Source organism: Bartonella occidentalis (assembly GCF_037070875.1).
Taxonomy (GTDB): domain Bacteria; phylum Pseudomonadota; class Alphaproteobacteria; order Rhizobiales; family Rhizobiaceae; genus Bartonella.
Genome location: NZ_JAYMZJ010000001.1, coordinates 687,060 through 707,218 on the forward strand (window position 1 = coordinate 687,060; position 20,159 = coordinate 707,218).

Below are 20,159 nucleotides of genomic sequence, written 5' to 3' on the forward strand. Positions count from 1 at the left end.
TGTTATCGAATTTTAAAGTAAGATATCGTAATAAGTTAGTATGCCATATAGTTTCCGTTTTTTACTCATTATCTTGAGAAAGGGGAAGAGAAGCCATTTCCGTATCAAGTGCGTTCATGAAATTAATAATGAAGGCAGCATTTACACCTAGATCTCTTGACATATAACGTGAAGTAGAGCGCATATCAACAAATGTTGTGTTCCCTTCATCGATTAAACGAATTACAATATCTGAAATAAAGCCAAGATAAAAAGTTTTTGCTATTGCTGCAATGTAAAGCTCATTTTCTTTATTTTTGAACTCCTGCTGAGCTAAAACAGGCCAATCATAAGCTTTTAAAACATTAAGAACCGATTGGCGAATATAATCAGATGAGCCATCATAACGACGTCCTGACATTTCAGGCCATTTTGACAGCTGTAATGCTGTTTGTTCAAGTAAAACACTTTTAATTGGTACAGCACTGCTGGGACGTATATTACGGAAAAAAGCTGGAGGTCTCTGAGTATCTGTAGAAACATCATGAATAGCTGGTAAAGTAAGCCAAAGTCCCCAAAATAATACCAATGGCGTGGCAGTTATTGATGAATAAATGATACCTTTTAAAGCTTGCATTCCTCCTTGAGCACCATACATCCATAAATTGTAAAGTGCTTTTACAGCAAGAAAAATAGAAACACCAACAAAGAAAGTAGAGATTGCTATTAAAATCATAAAATCAGCTACGTAAATTATAGAAAAATGCTTTAAAAGTGCAGAAAATAACAAAATCAAGAACGCAAGACCACCAAACCGGGGTGACCATATCGCTGCTCTTGAGATTAACCAAACATATTGCTTTCTCATTAAACTCTTTTTTCCTCAACTATAGATCATAAGAAAAGTTCTCCTCAGATTTTATATCTTGCAGGAAGTTTCTGGTTATATAACAAAAGTAAAGCACTTATTTTTTAGGTCAAGGAACTCTGATTACATTAATTGCTAGTGGTTATTTTATCTAATTTATGTGAGAAACTTAATCTTCTTTATCAGACTTATCATGTAACTGAATTAAATTTTGTGAGGAATAGTATTGAATCTAGGATAAATAAATTATTGAGATTAATAACTTTGATATTGAATTTATGAAGCTATTTTATATGTACAGTTATTACGTATTTCAGCAGGTTTATGCTTTAACAGAAAATCATTTAAATGGCTTTTTTCTCAATGAAAACTATCTTTCTAAAAGTTTAAATGACGGTACGTCTTAATCCCCGATGTTCAGTTGATTAAGGTTAAAGTTTCCGTTTCATTTTATGGAGCAATGAAATAGGTGGACAATTAAAGGCTGGAATGATTTTTATCCATTGAATATGTGACAAGTTGCAGATTCAAGGAAGGATTCACTTTCTTTCTTTGCAAGTAAAGAAGGGGTAAAGACACGTAAGATAGCAAAACCTTCATTCAAATTTTTGGCTACTAAAATTGAATCCGAATTATTTTTAGGTTTTAATTTCTTAAGCTCTATTATTTGTACAGGTTTTCCGATGATAAGATTGAGTTTAGAATGAGGAGCTGTTCGATCGTTAAGGCTATAAAAAATAATCCCATTACGTGTGTAGGCTGCTAGTGACCAAAATTGTGTTGTCTTGAAAGTTTTTAAATGAACAGGGCCATCTTTGAGATCAAATCTGCAAACCTTAAGAAGAAAGAGCGGATCAGCCGATTGTTGAATAGGGTTATTGGGATTCAAATCAAAAAATTGATAAGGAACTCCTGATTTTTTTAGCGGTATCCATATGTCATTTTGTGTCCAATAAGGAATTAAAAATAAAACACAAATATGAACAATAAGAGTGCCAATGCTTGTAAGAAGTATGGCATAAATAAACTTAGTCACAGTTTTTCTGTCCTGATGGAATTGCTTCTATAGATGGCATCGTGAGGCTTTTTAATGATGTCGCAGAGATAATTGAGGTATCATATAACGTTAGAATAAGTCCGAATTTTTTTTGACTAACCGTTGCAAGCCAATTGCCGATTTGCGGTTGTGGTGAGATATTGATGCGGAATGAGCCATCACTTTCATAGATAATATTGTTGGTGTGAAGTTCAAAAGGGATTGCTTTTGATGAAGTATAGGGTCTGAGGAATTTATTGGCTGTATAAAGAGTAAAAAGACGGGTTTTAGGAATATTACCTTTAAGCAAATAATTACAATGGGAGGACAGTGGATGTCCGTGGCTATCTTTCCAAATTTGAAAAATAACACCTTCTGTACGTCCAAGTGAAATATGGCCTCGTTTAGCAGCGTATGCTCGGGTATAGGGATCACCTTTAATGGTTCCTAAGTATGGATAAGCATTCCATCCCTCAATTGTGAATCGTTCAAAATTGCTGAAGGAATTGAGCATATAATTGACGCTAAGTGTTCCACATAAAATGGAAAATACAAAGATTAAAAAGAGTACATGAATATTAAGAAGCATTATTATCTCGACTTTAAAATGTTGAAGCTCCAATAGTTTCTGTCTTAAAAGAAATTGTAGATAGCTCTTTTAGATCTTTGTGAATCAATCGAACAATCTTCAATGTTTCAGGTGAAAGCGTGTAGGATATTTGGGGTGTAAGTTCGGAATCATTATTAAAGTGAAGTGTTTCTGGTTTATAAGGAAGCAGGGAATCTTTGACTCCATAAAGCTGTTTAATCATTATATTTTTATGTGCAGAGAGCATGATACGGTTCCATATCATGGCTGGAACGCCGCCGCCAAAAGCACGATTCATTGATGAAAAATCATCATTCCCCATCCATACAGCGCCAGTGTAATTACCAGTAAAACCAACAAACCATGCATCACGATAAGCTTGTGATGTTCCAGTTTTTCCAGCCACAAGAGTCATAGGTAAAGCAGCACGTTTACCTGATCCTCGTGTTGTAACGCCAACCATCATTTGGTTCATATAGGCTGCTGATTGTTTGCTTATAACCCGATGTGGCTTATTGCCGTTATGCTCCCAATCCCACAAAACATGCCCATCTGTTGTGCTTATTTTTATAAAAGTATGGCGATTTCCAGCCATGCCACCATTTGCAAAGACATTGAAGCCAGTTGCTTGATCCATTGGTGTCATATTAGATGTTCCAAGAACCATAGTTTTATGGGATAAAATATGAGCATTAATACCCATATTTTTGATCAGATTTATGATTGGTTGGGTATCCCGATTAAGATATTGATGTGTAATATAGACAGCCACTGTATTGATAGAAAATGCCAAAGCAGTTGCTAAATCGATTTTTCCGAGATAGCGACCAGAATTATTTCTAGGTGACCAATTTCCCCAGTGTATAGGAGCATCTAGAACTATTGTTGAGGGAGACAGACCACGTTCTACTGCAGCTGCATAAACATAAGGTTTGAATGAAGAACCAGGTTGCCGTCCTCCTTGTGTTGCTCTGTTAAATTGGCTTTTACTATAATCTAGTCCTCCGACAATTGCACGTACAGCTCCATTATTGTCTATAATAACGGTAGCTGCTTGTGTTGCACGATATTGTTGACCATATTTTTGTAGATAATATGTAATTGATTCTTCTGCTGCTTTTTGGATATTCGGATCAAGAGTGGTTTGAACAATCAAAGTACGAGTGGGAAATTGATTGCTCATTTTTTTGATTTCGTCAAATGCCCAATCAAGAAAATAACCAGACTGGTTATTTTCTATTTTTGTAATAGCTCTGGCAGGGTGACGGTAAGCATTGATAATTTGGCTATCTGTCATGAATTTGCTATTAACAAGGTTAAAAAGCACTACATTGGCACGTTGTTGGGCAGCAAGCAGATTATTATGAGGAGCATATTTTGTTGGAGCCTTGAAGAGTCCTGCTAACATGGCGGATTCACTAAGGGATACATTACGTATATCTTTACCAAAATAAAATTGTGCAGCTGCTGCGACACCAAAATTATTTCCTCCCATGTATGCGCGATCAAGATAAAGTTGCAAAATCTGTTTTTTGCTGAAATTTGCTTCTAGCCAAAGGGAAAGATAGGCTTCTTTAATTTTACGTGTTATGGTTCTTTCATTTGTTAAGAACAAATTTTTAGCCAACTGTTGTGTAATAGTTGAGCCACCTTGAACAACATTTTTGGCTTGCATATTTTGTAAAATTGCTCGGGTAAGGCCATACGGATCTATACCCCAATGATCGAAAAAACGGCGGTCTTCTGTTGCGAGAACCGCCTTAATAAGGTATTCAGGCATTTCTTCAATAGGAACAGGGGCAGCTGATCGTGCACCACGATGACCGATGGGGTTGCCATATCGATCTAAAAAAAGAATGGAAAAATCTTTAGGAAAGTACCAATCTTTTGAAGTTAATTTAAAAATAGAAATGCCACCTATGGTAAAAAGAATAAATCCAATCAATCCTAAGGTCAGTGTTTCATCAAGAACTTCGACTATAAATCGTTTCCATCCTCGTATATGAAGATATTGTGAGATAATTTTTGCTTTATTCCAGAAGCAACTGTTGGCAGATCGGATGTGATAGAGTGCTGTATCTAATCGCGCATCTAATTCAATAAGCGTAGGACTGCGGAATAGCTTATTGTATTGTGCTTGCTTTTTTTTAAAAAAATCAAACATATAAAGAGAACAAGCCTATGATAAAATGGTGCACTAATAAATCTAAAGTAACTATATGGAGTAAAATTATTTTTTTGCTATAGTCTTAACAAAGAAATAACTTATTTTATAATTACAAATCTTTCCCATATCTTATGATTTTTAAAATTTTTTTTTAATTACTGTGCAATACTTTAAAAAATCTTATTGTTAAATTTATATATTCATTATCCTGTTACATAAGGATATGTTATTCTCTTGTATGATTTTTGAATAGACATACAAAATGCTATTCATTTTATGTTCATCTAAAATAGATTATAAGATATCTATGATGAAAAAAGCTTTATTGTTTATAATTATAGTCATTTTATTAGGTGCAAATTCTGTCCTAGCTTCTGAGTGTGCTAGAATTGGCAGCAAGATTGCTTCCCAACGGCGTGGAGTGTTAGTGCGTTCAACACCTGTGATTCAGAATGGAAGAAATGTCTGTGTGGTTGTAGTTATTGTGCCTGCTCATGATGGTGAAAAGTTGCGTCGTGTTGAAATTTCTGTCCCCGTCTATTAATCGTGTTGAGCAGGTAATGTAATGCGTATTTTGATTGTTGAAGATGATAGGAAGCTCAATCATCAGTTAGTTGAAGCTGTAAAAAATGCTGGCTATGTTTCAGATAGTGCTTTTGATGGTGAAGAAGCGCATTTTCTAGGGATCACAGAATCTTATGATGCTGTGATTCTCGATATTGGTTTGCCCCGTTTAGATGGAATTTGTGTTGTGGAAAAATGGCGTAAAGAAGGGTATCTCATGCCTGTTTTAATGTTAACAGCACGAGATCGCTGGTCTGATAAGGTTCTCGGTATTGATGCAGGAGCTGATGATTATGTTGTTAAACCATTTCACTTAGAGGAAGTAATAGCACGGCTACGAGCACTAATCCGTCGCACCGCAGGTCACGGAACAAATATATTACATTGCGGTAATGTCTCGTTAGACACCAAAACTTTCCGTGTTTTTGTCGATGATCATTTGATTAAGCTAACATCACACGAATTCAGACTTCTATCATATCTGATGCATCATTGTAATAGGGTGGTATCAAGAACGGAACTTATTGAGCATCTTTACGATCAGGATTTTGATAAAGATTCTAATACTATTGAAGTTTTTGTAAGACGATTGCGTAAAAAGCTTGGGGTCAATTTAATTGAGACTATTCGGGGAATGGGCTATCGAGCAAGATCTCTGGGTGATTAATAATGGTTCTGAAGAAAGATAACTGGTTGAGGAAGATATTATTTCTTGTCGGTAGATCTCTCAGTTTACGCGTTATGATTTTGTCAACACTGTGGGTTGTTATTTCTCTTTCATCAATTTCTACAGTTAGTATATTATTTTATCGGCGCTCAAGTGAACAAAGTTTAAAGCATATCCTTTCTGCTCAGCTTTATAGTCTCATCGCAACAGTGACTGTGTCCCTTGATGGAAATTTAAGAGGGGGAGGATTTGGAGTTAATGATATTCGTTATTCAGATCCCGCATCTGGTTGGTACTGGGAAGTGGTTGCTATATCACCTAATTTACAGGGGAGCTTGACATCCCCATCTTTAGGAGATGGAACAATATTATCATCCAGCGATGCTAATATATCTGATATATCTTTTGATAACAAGTTCTTTCGATTTTATCGGATAAAGGGAAAAAATAATCAGAATTTACAAGTGATTGAGAGTGATGTTGTTCTTGACGATCAGAACCATATTGCGCGTTTTCATCTTGTGGGGAATATAGATGAAGTGCATGCACAAGTGCAGGAATTTAAACAAATTTTGCAAATTTTTCTCTGGTGTTTTGGTATAGGTAGTGTTTTTATCAACATTGCTGTCATTTTTTTTAGTTTTCAACCCTTGAGGCTTATTCGACAAGCTTTGAATGATATTCGCGAGGGTAGAGTTAATTACGTGAATACGGATTTAGTAAGTGAGGTCATGCCGTTAGTACGGGAAATGAATGCTCTTATTAATAATAACCAGAATATTATTGAACGATTTCGAACGCAGGTTGGTAATCTTGCTCATTCATTGAAAACGCCTTTGTCAGTTATTATGAATGAGGCCGATAAGATGTGCGGAGAACAGGCCGTTTTATTGAGAGAACAGACCAAAATGATGCAGGATCAAATAAATCATTATTTGCAACGCGCTAGGATTGCAGCACAATGCGATAGTATCGTTTATCATGCATCTGTTCGCGAAGCGGTTGACCGTTTAGTGAGGGTTATGAAAAAGCTTAATCCTGAAAAACAGTTTCAATTTGTAATGGATATTGATGATATTATTTTTTCTGGTGAAAGAGAAGATCTAGAGGAAGTGGTGGGTAATTTGATTGAAAATGCTGCTCGGTGGTCTCGAACCAAGGTAGTGATATCCTGCCGCTTATCAGATAATAGTAAAGAAGAATTTTTTAGTATTATCGTAGAAGATGATGGCTCTGGTTTAACAGAAGAACAAATTGATGAAGCTTTGAAAAGAGGTCGTCGGCTTGATGAAAGTAAGCCAGGAGCAGGTTTAGGCTTAGCAATTGTTTTAGATATGGCCAATGAATATGGTGGAAGTCTTTTCTTATCGCGTTCTGACTTAGGTGGTCTATATGCAAAAGTTGTTTTACCAAGGCAATAGATATTTTTCTTTTCTAAGAGCGCAATATATATTAAAACTGATAAACTAGGAGTTATGTCTGTATATAAAACGTACAGAAAAAATTATTTCATGTTTGTAATCAAAATATAAAAACAAAGTTTTGTTTTTGTGCCTTTATACATCTTTTAAAAATATGATAAACATTTACAATACTATACATGAAAAATACTTTTTATCATTTTCATCGTGTTTTTGCGAATAATGGTTGGGATGGTGGGATCTGACTTTTTATTTTGTTTTGGTATTAAAGTGATATGCTATTTTTAATTTTGGCTGCAATTTTTCTTTTATGTTTAGCAATTGTTCTTATTTTTTTGCTGAGTTCTAATTGTGAACCAAAAAAAGACAGATGCAATTCAGCCATTGATATTGGTGGAAGTTATATACATTTTGAAAATAAATATGCTCTTAAAGTTTTTAGTGCTTTGTTTGTTATTCTTATGACGTTGGGCATTTACAGTTTGACGGGTAATCCAGAAGCTAAAAGTTATTTTTTTAGAGAATTAATGGATAAAGATCCAGATATACTGAATAGGCATGAGAAGCTTGTTCGTCTACAAGTTCTTTTTTTTCGTACACCTCATGATGGTAAGCTAGCTGATGAGTTAGCGGTAGGATACCTTGAAGAAGGTCGCTTTCAAGATGCAGTAAATATTTATTTAGATGCGCTTCGTTTGAATGGAGAGTCGGCTCCAAGACTTGTGGGATATGGTTTAGCATTGGTTGGTTATGAAGAAGGAACAATTACACAAGAAGCTCAAAATGCTTTTCAAAAAGCGGCGGATTTGGAGCCAAATGATTTTTACTCTCGGTTATTATTAGCTGATGCATTTCGCCAAGCTGGAAAATCTAGACAGGCGGTAGAGTTGTTACAAAATTTCCTTGATACAATGCCTGAGGATTTTACAGGCCGATCACGTGTTGAAGCAATGATCATTCGGTTACGTGATTCACCTAATTAAAATGCTTAGAAAAGGATTGTTACTAGTTTATGATTATTAAGCCATAGGAAATTATTGGGGAGGGTGGAAATATTGGGTAAGAATTTGTGTCTATATGTAAGATATGCGAAGCTCTTCTCTAAAAGATGAAGCATATCAATAGTGAATTGATATTTATAATGATTTTTGTAGATAGTCTATGAACAGTCAATCTTTTAAAAACAGTTCTTCATTGAATTTAATTTTAACGCAGCGAAAAAGAAAGCGGTTGTTGATGGTCTTGTTATGCCTTTTCATTATGTTCGTTGCGACAGGTCTTATTATGTATGCAATGCGCCATACTGTGAATTTTTTTCGAATTCCGTCTGAAATCACAAAAGAAGATATCTTAATGGGGCGTCCTTTACGCTTAGGAGGCTTTGTTGAAAAGGGAACAGTTCAGCATATTGATAATATGAAAGTGACTTTTTTCATTACTGATCATACAAAACACCAAAAAGTTGTGTTCAATGGTATTTTGCCGGATCTTTTTCGTGAAGGACAGGGTGTTATAGTGGAAGGATATTTTGATAAGCGAGAGATTTTTATTGGTACACGTGTTTTGGCAAAACATGATGAAACTTATATGCCTAAAAAACGCTGCAATAGAGGAGGGCAATTAGATTGTGCTCGTTGAATTAGGTCATATTTTTTTAGCTGCAGCGTTTGCAATTAGTTTTCTACAGGTCATCTTATCTACTTTGGGTGTTTTGCGTAGAGATTATGCATTAATGAAGATAGGAGAACCACTGACGTATATTACCTTCATATTAGTTTTATTGTCTTTTTTAATCCTTGTTTTTGCTTATATGGAGTCTGATTTTTCTGTTTTAACTGTTGTCGAGAATAGCCATTCGGAAAAACCAATACTTTATAAAATTACTGGCGTTTGGGGTAATCACGAAGGATCCATGTTTTTATGGGTTTTAAGTTTAGCTTTTTTAAATACATTGGTGGTTTTATTTAGCCAGCATTTGCCTACACAGTTTAAGTCATTAATTTTAATTTGCCAAAATTTGATCACAAGTGCTTTTCTTTTATTTCTTCTTTTTTTATCTAATCCGTTTTTACGTGCTACCCCACCATCGTTGCAGGGAAATGGTCTTAATCCTCTTTTGCAAGATATCGCTTTAGCAATTCATCCACCACTTCTTTATTTGGGCTATGTTGGTTTTTCTATTTGTTTTTCTTTTGCAATAGCTGCATTGGTGATGGGTCATGTCGGTAGGATGTGGGCGCGTTGGGTTCGCCCTTGGATCCTCCTTTCTTGGTTTTTTTTGACATTGGGGATTATGGTTGGATCTTACTGGGCTTATTATGAGCTAGGGTGGGGAGGTTATTGGTTTTGGGATCCAGTTGAAAACGTTTCGTTTATGCCTTGGCTTTCAGGAACAGCTCTTTTGCATTCTACTCTCATTCTCGAAAAGCGCGAGGCATTGAAAAACTGGACTTTATTTTTAGCTATTCTTACTTTTTCTCTTTCTCTTATGGGCGCTTTTCTTGTGCGTTCAGGTCTTTTAATGTCTGTTCATAGTTTTGCTCTTGACCCAGCGCGTGGGTGGGCAATTCTTGCTATTCTATTTTTCTTTACAGGAGGGGCTTATATTCTTTTTGCTTGGCGAGCGCCTGTTTTAAAAATGTGCAGATTATTTCAGCCAATTTCGCGTGAAGGTTTTATTGTTCTAAATAATTTATTGTTGACAGTAATAGCAGCAACAATATTAATTGGTACACTCTATCCTTATTGTATTGAGGTTTTAACTGGGGAAAAAATTTTTGTCGGTGCTGCCTTTTTTAACCTTACCTGTGGGCCTTTAATGGTGTTATTGTTGTTGCTGGTTCCATTTGGATCGATGATGGCATGGAAACGCGGTGATTTTCTCGCAGTTTTTGAGCGGTTGTGGCTCGTTTTTGCATTAGTTTTTATCATCTGTTTTATAACATTTTATGTAGTATCTTTACGTGATATTTCTGCAGCTTTAGGAGTTGGACTTTCAGCTTTTGTTGTTTTAGGCAGTTTGGCTGATCTCTGGGGAAAGAGCGGATATCACAAGACAGCTTTCTTTATACGGATTAAGAGATTTGTTAGGTTGCCATGGTCAGCTTTTGGTACAGCAATGGCGCATATGGGGTTAGGTGTTACGTTATTTGGTATTGTTAGTGTTTCGACTTTCGCGCAAGAGCGTATTTTAACTATGCGCGTAGGAGACGTCATTACAATAGCGGATAAAGTCATTCGCTTTGAGAAAGTGCATGAAGGCGCTGGTTCAAATTATTTTGAAATAGAATTTAATTTTGCAGTATATGAAAATAGAAACACTGTACGCAATGTAACTGCATCAAAGCGGTTTTATCCAAGTCAAAATACGTCAACAACGGAAGTTGGTATACAAAGTCATGGCTTATCTCAATTATATATTGTGCCGGGACGTTTAGATGATCAAAGACTTGCTGTTCATATATGGTGGAAGCCTTACGTAATTTGTGTTTGGTTAGGTGCATTAATGATGGCTATAGGTGGATGTCTATCCCTTTTAAGTTCTTTGTCTCGCGTTGGGTTGCATCAACAAATAGCTTCCCGCTTTAAACTTGCTCTAAAAAGGCATTAAAATGAAAAAGATACTATTTAGGACTTTGCCTTTTTTAATTACTATCTTTTCTCTGTCGTTAGCACTAGCAGTAGAACCAGACGAAGTTTTAAAAGATACAGTTCTTGAAGCGCGTGCACGTGATATTTCATTAAATTTGCGTTGTCCCGTTTGTCAAAATCAATCAATTGATGAGTCTAATGCTCCATTGGCACGTGATTTGCGGATTTTGATCCGTGAAAGATTGAAAATGGGCGATAGTAACCAGCAGATTATTGATTTTCTTATTGAGCGATATGGTGAATTTATTTTATTAAAACCGCCTTTTAATAAAATAACGTGGTTCTTATGGCTCTCACCTTTGATTATTCTTCTCCTTAGTATAAGCGTTGTACTTTGGAGAGGACGAATGATAAGAGCTTTTAAAAGTGATCACTGGAATGCTAATAAAGATGGGCAAAAAGATCATTCAGGTAATAAAAATTTATAAAAAAATTAAAATTTAATACATTTAAATCAATTACTTAACTATATTTATAGTTATGAGTGTTGTCTATCTAACCTTACAAAACTTTAACAATTTAGACAGAAAACGGTAAGGTCTATTATTTTATATTAAGCGCAATCAAAAGATTACTAACGGAATAGGAGCGCATAGAAAATGGTAAAAAAAACTTTTTCTAGAACATTCGCTGCAGCAGGTTTTTATGCGGTTTTAGAGGCGGCATTGTTCTTTAGCGGAGGTGTTTCAAGTTTAGAGTTGGGGACGACAGCGGCTCATGCAAATTCTATATTTACTTCATTAGTGCAACAGCAGGGATTTGCAAATATTGTGGCTCAAGTAAAACCAGCTGTTGTTTCAGTGCAGGTGAAGGGTACTAAAAAGAAAGAAAAGCGTTTTTTGAGTGATTTGTTTAGCGGCCCAAGTTTTGAATTATTACCAGATAATCATCCGTTAAAAAGGTTTTTTAAAGAGTTTTATGAGCATGGTAAGCAGGGCAACAGGTCTTCACAGCACTCAGGTAAGCTGCGTCCTGTCGCTTTTGGATCGGGATTTTTTATATCGTCTGATGGTTATGTTGTGACTAACAATCACGTAATTGCTAACGGTACTAGTTATTCTGTTATTCTTGATGATGGTACAGAACTAAGTGCAAAACTTATTGGGAAAGATCCGCGGACTGACCTTGCAGTATTGAAAGTAGATGACAAAAGAAAATTTTCATATGTTGATTTTGGTGATGATTCCAAGTTGCGTGTTGGTGATTGGGTTGTTGCTATTGGTAATCCATTTGATTTAGGTGGAACTGTGACAGCAGGTATTGTTTCGGCGCGTGGACGTGATATTGGCGCTGGTGTTTACGATGACTTTATTCAGATTGATGCGGCTGTTAATAAGGGAAATTCTGGTGGTCCAACTTTCGATCTTAATGGAAAGGTTGTTGGAGTTAATACAGCAATTTTTTCTCCTTCTGGAGGCAATGTGGGTATTGCTTTTGCTATTCCAGCAGAAACAGCTAAACAGGTCGTGCAGCAACTTATTGAAACAGGTTCAGTTCAGCGCGGTTGGCTTGGGGTTCAGATTCAGTCAGTAACAAAGGAAATTTCTGATTCAATTGGTTTAAAAGAAGCTAAAGGTGTTTTAGTTACTGATCCTTTAGATGGCCCAGCAAAAAAAGCAGGGATTAAAGCCGGTGATGTGATTTTTTCAATAAATAGCGAAGTCGTTAATGATGTTCGTGGTTTAGCAAAACGTATTGCAAATATTAAACCAGGGGAAACAGTGACTTTAGGTGTTTTTAGATCTGGAAAAGAGAATATGATCAAGGTAAAGCTTGATTCAATGCCTGAAGATGAAGATATCAAAAAGAATTCTAAGGATTCAAGTGAGCGTGGTGATGCAGATGAGACATTGGAAGATTATGGTTTAATTGTTGCTCCTTCCGATGATGGTATAGGCTTAGTCATAACTGACGTAGATCCAGATTCAGATGCTGCAGATAAAGGAATACGTCCTGGTGATGTGATTGTGACAGTAAATAATAAACCTGTTAAAAAGGCATCTGATATTACCGATATGATTAATCATGCACAAAAGCTAGGACGACCTAGTGTACTTTTGCAAATGCGAACAAATGATCTAAATCGTTTTGTTGTCCTTCCAATTTTTAAAAAATAGCACTCATTGAGTAATAGGATGGAAGCTTTGTAAGTTTCTATCCTATATTTCTGTTTAATATAAAACGGAGACTCGCTTTATGAAGATACTTGTTATCGAAGATGATCGTGAAACGGGGCGTTACCTAGAAAAAGCTTTTTTAGAGGCAGGGCATTTAGCTGACGTTGCGTATGATGGAGATACGGGGTATGCTTTAGCTGAAACGGAAAATTACGATGTGATGGTTGTTGATAGGATGCTTTTGCATCGTGATGGTCTTTCTATTATCTCTGAGTTGCGCGCTAAAGGTAATAAAACCCCAGCTCTTATCCTTTCTGCTTTGGGGCAGGTTAATGATCGTGTGACGGGTTTGCGTGCAGGAGGTGATGATTATTTAACGAAGCCTTATGCTTTTTCTGAACTTCTTGCTCGTGTTGAAGTATTGCAGCGACGGAAAAATCATCAAAAACCAGAAACCGTTTATCGTGTAGGAAATCTTGAGCTTGATCGATTAGCGCATACAGTAAAGCGTGGTAATAGGAATATTACATTGCAGCCACGCGAATTTCGTTTGCTTGAATATTTGATGAGGTATGCTGGTCAAGTTGTGACACGAACTATGCTGTTAGAAAATGTATGGGATTATCATTTTGATCCGCAGACAAATGTAATTGATGTTCATATATCGAGGTTAAGATCAAAAATTGAGAAAGATTTTGATGCGCCACTTCTCCATACTGTGCGTGGAGCTGGATATATGCTGAAAGCACCAGATAATAGACATGAATCGTTTGATTAATATAATGCGCACAACTGCGCTAAGACTTTCAGCACTTTATATTTTATTGTTTGGGTTAGTTGCAATAGGGCTTTCTATTTATATGACGGCGTTTTCTGCCTCATTGTTAACAAAACAAACTGAGCAAGCTTTGCGTGAAGAGTTAAGACGGGTTGAAAATGCTTATAACTATGGTGGGTTGCCTTTATTGATGCGTACTATTGATTATCGTTCGCGACAGCCAGGAGCTTTTCTGTATCTTGTTACTGATCCTATGGGACGCATTTTAGCAGGTAATGTTGCACGCATCGAAGTTGGTCTTTTGAATAATAATGGTTTTCTTTCGAGTTCTTTTCTGTATTCGCGTTTTGGAGAACATGACAAAACAAGTGAACATCGTGCTTTAGCAATTATTGTTGATTTACCAAATGCCATGAAGATTCTTGTCGGGCGTGATTTAGATGAGCCAGAACGTTTTGCAGTAGCTATTCGTAAAGCAGTTATGATTGCTCTCGCAGCAATGGTTGGTGGAGCTTTATTAATTTGGTTTTTTGTTGGCAGAAGAGCATTGCAGAGGATTGATCGTGTAACAGCTGCCTCTCAGCGTTTGATGGAAGGTGATTTTAGTGGACGTCTACCCGTTTCTGGGGTAGGTGATGAGTTTGATCGATTATCGGCTAATCTTAATGTTATGTTAGATCGCATTGAAGAATTAAATATTGGTTTGCGCCAAGTATCAGATAATATTGCTCATGATCTCAAAACACCACTAACGCGTCTTAGAAATCGAGCTGAAGAAGCTCTTTCTGGGAAAAAGACAGAGCTTGAATATAGACAGGCTCTTGATGGTGTCATTACTGAATCAGACCAACTTATCCGCACTTTTAATGCTATTTTAATGATTTCGCGCATTGAAGCGAGTAGTGCAATTGAACATCTTGAGGTTATGAATATGAAGCTCATTCTTGAAGATGCTGTTGAGCTTTATGAACCTTTTGCTGAAGAATCAGGAGTTCTGCTTCGATTAGGAAATACATTTGATAAAGAGCTTAAGTTGAATCGTGAGCTCATTGCACAATCAATTTTTAATCTTATTGATAATGCTATTAAATATGCATCTAAAGATAAAGGAGATGCAGAGGTTTGTTTATCGATGGAATGTCGTGGCGAACATTTATTGGTAGTTGTTAGTGATAACGGCCCGGGAATTGCGGAGGATAAGTTTGAAAAAGTAACAGAACGATTTGTTCGTCTTGAAGAAAGTCGTACACAGCCTGGTTTTGGCATTGGTTTAAGTATAACAAAAGCTGTCATGAAACTTCATGGAGGTGAACTGTTGCTTGAAAGTGCAAATCCAGGGCTCAGAGCTGTTTTATTATTTCCTTAATTATATTTGCTTCCTTTTATTTGTAAACGTAACGACTATTTAGGAGCGAGCTAATATAATAAATGGAAGGTATAATGTTTCTTTAAAGAAATTTAGGTGTAAAGCCTATTTTGTAAAACAGAGTTTTCTATATATTCTTTTGCTGAAGTTAGCTTTCATTGACTAGAGGAAATTGAGGAATAAGTAAAAAAATACAGGAATAGTGAATAGTAACTTATTGGCTTTTCATAAAGAAAAAAGCAGATTAATTTTATAAGTGCAGTTATAATCTCATTGTTTTTTGATGAAACTTTGATTTCTAAATTGTATTATCTTAGTCTTTTCTTAAATGCTGATATAGATGTGAGATTAAATTATAGACGGTATGTCTTATTGATATGAGTGAATCCACTCATGAATATTTATTTCTAGTTGACCTTATGAAATAATCTGCATGATAAACAATTTCTATTCTAATAAGTAGTGTTGGAAGAACATGGTTTTCTTTGTTTAAAAATTGAATTAAAGAAACAGGAGAGTCGCTATCTTCAATTTTACGAAGGTACTGAAACAGTAAATGTATTTTTGATACTTATTAATAAAATATTATTTATTTTTTTAACTTTTATCTAGTCATCTATCTTACAGAAAGAGATGATTAAAGCTGTTTTCAATAAGTTTTTATAGTTAATTAAGGCAGTACTATCATACTAAATTCTCAAGCTTAAAAATATAAAAATGAGATTTTTTAAAATTTGAAATGAGCCATAATAACACATATCATATGTTTATATAGAGGTCATATCAGATCAGGCAGATTCATATATATTAGAAAGCTGATACAGAGTTTTTTTCATAATAGAACAAGTATTTATCTTTTTATGATAAATTTATATGAAATGATTTAAATATCATTCTGATATATAATATTTTTAATAATTAATGACAGAAGAATATTTAGCAAATTTATCTAAAATATTTCTCACTTAAGTAAAAAATATAATTTTATTACCTAAGTTATATTAAAATATTTATATATTTTTAAGTATTAATGATAAATATAATGTTTATAAAATCTTATAACACGATAACTTTTTTATAATATACAAAAAATGTGACTGATTTATACAATATGATATCTTAACGTTTAATTGATATTTTAAATTAGGTTTTATTTTTTTATAACTGTACCATTTTTACTATAGATTTTTTGAAAAAAATATGAAAATATTCTTCAATATGTGTCATTAGCTATTGGGGAGCAATTATGATTACAAAATACTTAAGTACAACATCTATTGTATCTTTAATTTTAGTTTCTGTAGCACAAGCAGCGGATATTACAGTTCCTGAACACTTAGTGCCTGTCGTTGTAACTCCATCTTTTTCTTGGACAGGATGGTATCTTGGGGGGCAATTGGGTGGTTTTTCAAGTAAGACCACTTTAAGTTACCTAAAAAATGAAAATACAGAGAAATGGGATTCAGCTAAAAAGGAGATTGTACCAAAACCTTCTGGTATTATAGGTGGTATTTATGTAGGCTCTAATATTGATATTGATAATAATTTTATTATCGGTGTCGATACAGATATAATGTGGTCTGATAAAAAAGATACAAAGAATATCAATCTTGTGGAAGTGAATCAAAAAAATCAAAAAAAATTGGTGCGAGCTGATGATAATGCGGAGTTAGAAGTAAAACCTCAGAATGGTGATCCGGTACCATTACCGTTGGGGATGATACATCATACTTTAAAACAAAAATGGTTTGGTGCCACACGGGTGCGCGTTGGTTTTGTTTCTGATCGTATGATGCCTTATATTGCGGGAGGTGTTGCCTATACGCATCTTCAAAGTATCTATGGAGTAGAATCCGATGCAGTAAACAGAGCAGCTGATTTTTCTGATACATTGTATGATGAGAAAAAGACAATGGTTGGTTATACCGTTGGGGGTGGTGTTGATTTTGCAATGACTGATAGCGTTATTTTACGTGCGGAATATCGCTATTCAGATTTTGGTAAGAAAAAATTTTCGCATGAAAAAATGAAAATTGGCTACAAAACGAATGATTTTCGTATTGGTGTAGCTTATAAATTTTAGTAGTTTGTTTACAACAGGATAAGATTTTAAAGAGTCCCATTTCAATGGGGCTTTTATTTTTGAAGGTGGAAAAGAGAGTAAACCAATACGTTTATAAATTTATTATCTACTTCCACAAGGTATCCTTTTATTTATATCAGTACTGTAGATGGTGGCTTATTCATTCAGATAAAATTTGATTATATGGCTTAAGATAGAGTGAATCTGAGATAATTTTAAGTTATTATTTTAGCGTTATGTAATAGATACCATGATAATAAAAAAATGTAATTTTTTTTTAAGATGTATTTTGTTGAATTGGCATGGTAATGGTTACAGTTGTTCCTTTCATCTCTTTAGAGGTAATTTCTAGACTTCCTTTGTGTAATTCTAACAGAGAGCGTGAAATGGCTAGTCCAAGGCCTGAACCGGTGTGAGTTTTAGTAAACTGATTTTCAACTTGCTCGAATGGTTGACCGAGTTTTTTGATTGCTGACTGAGGGATGCCAACACCTGTATCTTTAATTATAAAAATAAGATTATTTTTTTTCTGAAAAGCGCAGACATCAATACTGCCACCAGAAGGTGTAAATTTAACAGCATTAGAGATGATATTAAGAAAAATCTGTCTCATGGCGCGGCTATCAACTTCAGCATGCAATTCTGGAACAATATTAGTTGTGACGGAAATATTTTTCTCTTGTGCTTGTGGCGTGAGTGTTCGTACTGCTTCACTTATGATGGGTTCAAGATCTATATTTTTACAATCAAGGGTAAATCTTCCAGCTTCTATTTTTGACATATCAAGAATATCATTGATAAGGGTTAGAAGGTGGGTTCCTGAACTATAAATATCATGTACATATTCCTTATAACGTGGTGAGCCAAGAGAACCAAAAGTGGATTGCAACATGATATCCGAGAAACCAAGAATGGCATTAAGTGGAGTACGCAATTCATGAGACATATTAGCCAAAAATTCTGATTTTGCTTTGTTTGCACTTTCTGCGCGCTCTTTTTCTTCTTTCAAGCTTTTGTTAAGTTTTTCGACTTCTGTTGCACGTTGCTGAGCATTTCCTCTCGCACGTTTCAGTTCTTGAATAAAAGAAAAAAGGCGCTTTTCACTGTCTTCAAATTTTTCTTGTTGTTGTTTAAGTTCAGAAATATCTGTGCCAATACAAACAAGTCCTCCATCCTGTGTACGTCGTTCATTAATTTTAAGCCAACAGCCATCTGCAGTTTGGCGAATACTGGTTAAGTTACCAGCACCATCATCTTTAAGGAGATGCTCACTGATTGCAGGGCGCGCCATGGCTTCAACGGTTGCACGTTGAATACCTGATTGTAAAATTTGTTTAGGGATAGCTGCATATTCGCAAAATTTGCTATTGGACATAACTAAGCGTCTTTCTGAATCCCATAATACAAAAGACTCTGAAATATTTTCAATAGCATCGCGTATACGGAGGTCAGCTTGTGCTGTTTGTTCAGCTAATTGACGCTGTTCACTAATATCAAAGGAAATACCAACTAAATGTGGCTCTTCCTCTTCAGTAACTTCGGCACGGATACGCATCCATACATAATGACCATCAGCATGACGCATGGGAACATTAATATCGATATGTCTTTTTTTACCGCTCATTAATTCTTGAGCAAGATCAAAAAAATCAGCATCATTTGGATCAATAATGGCGGTAATTTGGGAAATTGATAGTAGTGCATCCTGAGGCACATAGCCAAGCATTTCGTACATTGCCCGTGACCAATACACACGTCCACTTGCCATATTCCAGTCCCATAGTCCACAGCGTCCACGCATCATTGCCATATCAATGCGGTTTTGGATTTTTTCTGAAATTATATCCGTATTGCGTGCTCGTACAATTTGATTGTAATAAGCATAAAGAAGAGCCAGAATAATACCAGCAGTTGCTATGAAGAGGGTCATATTTAATGAAAAAGTTTTGCGCCATTCCATATAGGTATGTTGCGTTTTTTCACCGACAAATACACCATATTGTCCATTTTTTGTTTGGCTAAAAGAAGCGAGTACTGGATTATCCTTTTCGATTGTGATTTGCATTGTGCCAGCATGTTTCCCTAAAGATCGTAAAGCAATACTATCAGAGATAAAGTCTTGTAAAGGTTTTCCTAAAATTATCTCTGAGTTTGATGACGCTAAAACGATCCCTTTTTTATCTACTATAGCGATAACAATGCTGGTATTAATGAGGCCTTGATTATAAAAATTAGTAAGGATACTCTGCAAATGATTGTGAGAAAGAACAGCAGCCTTTTCTGGTTGAGGAGTAGCAAGTAAGTCGCGGTCAATTAGGTTAGCAACATGAGTAGCTAAAAGTGCTATGGTCGAGTGCGTATTTTTATCAATTGTATGGCGCCAATCATAGATTAGAACAAAACGTATAATTGCGAGCACAACAAGGAATAAAATAATTACGATTGGAATAGAACGCCGCAGCCAAGGCTCAATAAATAAAAGTTTTTTATAAGCTGAACCAAAAAGCAGATTGACGTATGCTGCCCGCATCTTGCGGTTTTGAGCGCTCGATTTTGAAGCGGCATGCAATTCTGTTGGCGCATTATATGCGTCCAATTTAGCCATTTCTGGTTCCTCTAATTATAAAATAATGTGACTAAAAGACTGCTTCAACATTTATTAGTAACTCCATAGGTATAATGAATCAAAACAGGAGTCTTCTGTCCAGTCTTTTTTTTGGGAAAAATAATTTTACCCTTATGGGCATATGATATATGAAAATAGACACAAACATCAACTGTGACCCATAAACAAGTTTAAAATTCCTGTTTATGGGTTTACTGTTATCTAAGAACTTTCAAAGTAATATTATAACATATTGATTATAAATATT

General features: G+C 35.3%; 16 protein-coding genes. 11 read left to right on the top strand and 5 right to left on the bottom strand.

Annotated elements, in window-relative coordinates; all coding sequences use genetic code 11:
* Positions 1 to 61: 61 nt before the first annotated feature.
* The 4 genes from WCP78_RS02840 to WCP78_RS02855 form a co-directional block, all read right to left on the bottom strand.
* Positions 62 to 847, bottom strand: a complete 786-nt coding sequence (locus WCP78_RS02840) for a DUF1499 domain-containing protein (RefSeq protein WP_336278981.1) — start codon at positions 845 to 847, stop codon at positions 62 to 64.
* A 496-nt stretch (positions 848 to 1,343) separates the two neighbouring features.
* Positions 1,344 to 1,883: a DUF1254 domain-containing protein gene (locus WCP78_RS02845; RefSeq protein ID WP_336278982.1), complete on the bottom strand. Its 540-nt coding sequence runs from the start codon at positions 1,881 to 1,883 to the stop codon at positions 1,344 to 1,346.
* Complete coding sequence (locus WCP78_RS02850; protein WP_336278983.1) at positions 1,876 to 2,472, bottom strand: DUF1214 domain-containing protein; 597 nt, start codon at positions 2,470 to 2,472, stop codon at positions 1,876 to 1,878. The genes WCP78_RS02845 and WCP78_RS02850 overlap by 8 nt, the downstream gene beginning before the upstream one ends.
* Positions 2,473 to 2,485: 13 nt before the next feature.
* Positions 2,486 to 4,636, bottom strand: coding sequence for a transglycosylase domain-containing protein (locus WCP78_RS02855; RefSeq protein ID WP_336278984.1), 2,151 nt, complete (start codon positions 4,634 to 4,636; stop codon positions 2,486 to 2,488).
* 310 nt (positions 4,637 to 4,946) lie between these two features.
* On the opposite strand from WCP78_RS02855, the gene WCP78_RS02860 reads away from it, so the two are divergent.
* From WCP78_RS02860 to WCP78_RS02910, 11 genes are all read left to right on the top strand, one after another.
* The gene (locus tag WCP78_RS02860; RefSeq protein ID WP_336278985.1) at positions 4,947 to 5,183 is read left to right on the top strand and encodes a hypothetical protein; all 237 of its coding nucleotides are present in this window, start codon (positions 4,947 to 4,949) and stop codon (positions 5,181 to 5,183) included.
* A 21-nt stretch (positions 5,184 to 5,204) separates the two neighbouring features.
* Complete coding sequence (locus WCP78_RS02865) at positions 5,205 to 5,870, top strand: response regulator transcription factor (RefSeq protein WP_336278986.1); 666 nt, start codon at positions 5,205 to 5,207, stop codon at positions 5,868 to 5,870.
* The gene (locus WCP78_RS02870) at positions 5,870 to 7,291 is read left to right on the top strand and encodes an ATP-binding protein (protein WP_336279126.1); all 1,422 of its coding nucleotides are present in this window, start codon (positions 5,870 to 5,872) and stop codon (positions 7,289 to 7,291) included. Before WCP78_RS02865 ends, WCP78_RS02870 begins: the two co-directional genes overlap by 1 nt.
* A gap of 275 nt (positions 7,292 to 7,566) precedes the next feature.
* On the top strand, positions 7,567 to 8,274 hold the full coding sequence (locus WCP78_RS02875) for a tetratricopeptide repeat protein (RefSeq protein ID WP_336278987.1): 708 nt from the start codon (positions 7,567 to 7,569) through the stop codon (positions 8,272 to 8,274).
* Between the two features lie 178 nt (positions 8,275 to 8,452).
* The gene (ccmE, locus tag WCP78_RS02880; protein WP_336278988.1) at positions 8,453 to 8,929 is read left to right on the top strand and encodes a cytochrome c maturation protein CcmE; all 477 of its coding nucleotides are present in this window, start codon (positions 8,453 to 8,455) and stop codon (positions 8,927 to 8,929) included.
* Positions 8,919 to 10,901 carry a heme lyase CcmF/NrfE family subunit gene (locus WCP78_RS02885; RefSeq protein WP_336278989.1) on the top strand — a complete coding sequence of 661 codons (1,983 nt, stop codon included), beginning with the start codon at positions 8,919 to 8,921 and terminating at the stop codon, positions 10,899 to 10,901. Before ccmE ends, WCP78_RS02885 begins: the two co-directional genes overlap by 11 nt.
* A gap of 1 nt (position 10,902) precedes the next feature.
* The gene (locus WCP78_RS02890; protein WP_336278990.1) at positions 10,903 to 11,370 is read left to right on the top strand and encodes a cytochrome c-type biogenesis protein; all 468 of its coding nucleotides are present in this window, start codon (positions 10,903 to 10,905) and stop codon (positions 11,368 to 11,370) included.
* Positions 11,371 to 11,541: 171 nt separating this feature from the next.
* The gene (locus WCP78_RS02895) at positions 11,542 to 13,059 is read left to right on the top strand and encodes a Do family serine endopeptidase (protein WP_336278991.1); all 1,518 of its coding nucleotides are present in this window, start codon (positions 11,542 to 11,544) and stop codon (positions 13,057 to 13,059) included.
* Between the two features lie 79 nt (positions 13,060 to 13,138).
* On the top strand, positions 13,139 to 13,837 hold the full coding sequence (locus tag WCP78_RS02900) for a winged helix-turn-helix domain-containing protein (protein ID WP_336278993.1): 699 nt from the start codon (positions 13,139 to 13,141) through the stop codon (positions 13,835 to 13,837).
* A complete protein-coding gene (locus WCP78_RS02905; protein ID WP_336278994.1) occupies positions 13,821 to 15,203 on the top strand; it encodes a sensor histidine kinase in 1,383 nt (460 codons plus the stop codon). The genes WCP78_RS02900 and WCP78_RS02905 overlap by 17 nt, the downstream gene beginning before the upstream one ends.
* 1,246 nt (positions 15,204 to 16,449) lie before the next feature.
* Complete coding sequence (locus WCP78_RS02910; RefSeq protein WP_336278995.1) at positions 16,450 to 17,286, top strand: outer membrane protein; 837 nt, start codon at positions 16,450 to 16,452, stop codon at positions 17,284 to 17,286.
* A gap of 277 nt (positions 17,287 to 17,563) precedes the next feature.
* Here WCP78_RS02910 and WCP78_RS02915 read toward each other — a convergent pair whose 3' ends face one another.
* A complete protein-coding gene (locus WCP78_RS02915) occupies positions 17,564 to 19,891 on the bottom strand; it encodes an ATP-binding protein (RefSeq protein ID WP_336278996.1) in 2,328 nt (775 codons plus the stop codon).
* Positions 19,892 to 20,159: the final 268 nt, after the last annotated feature.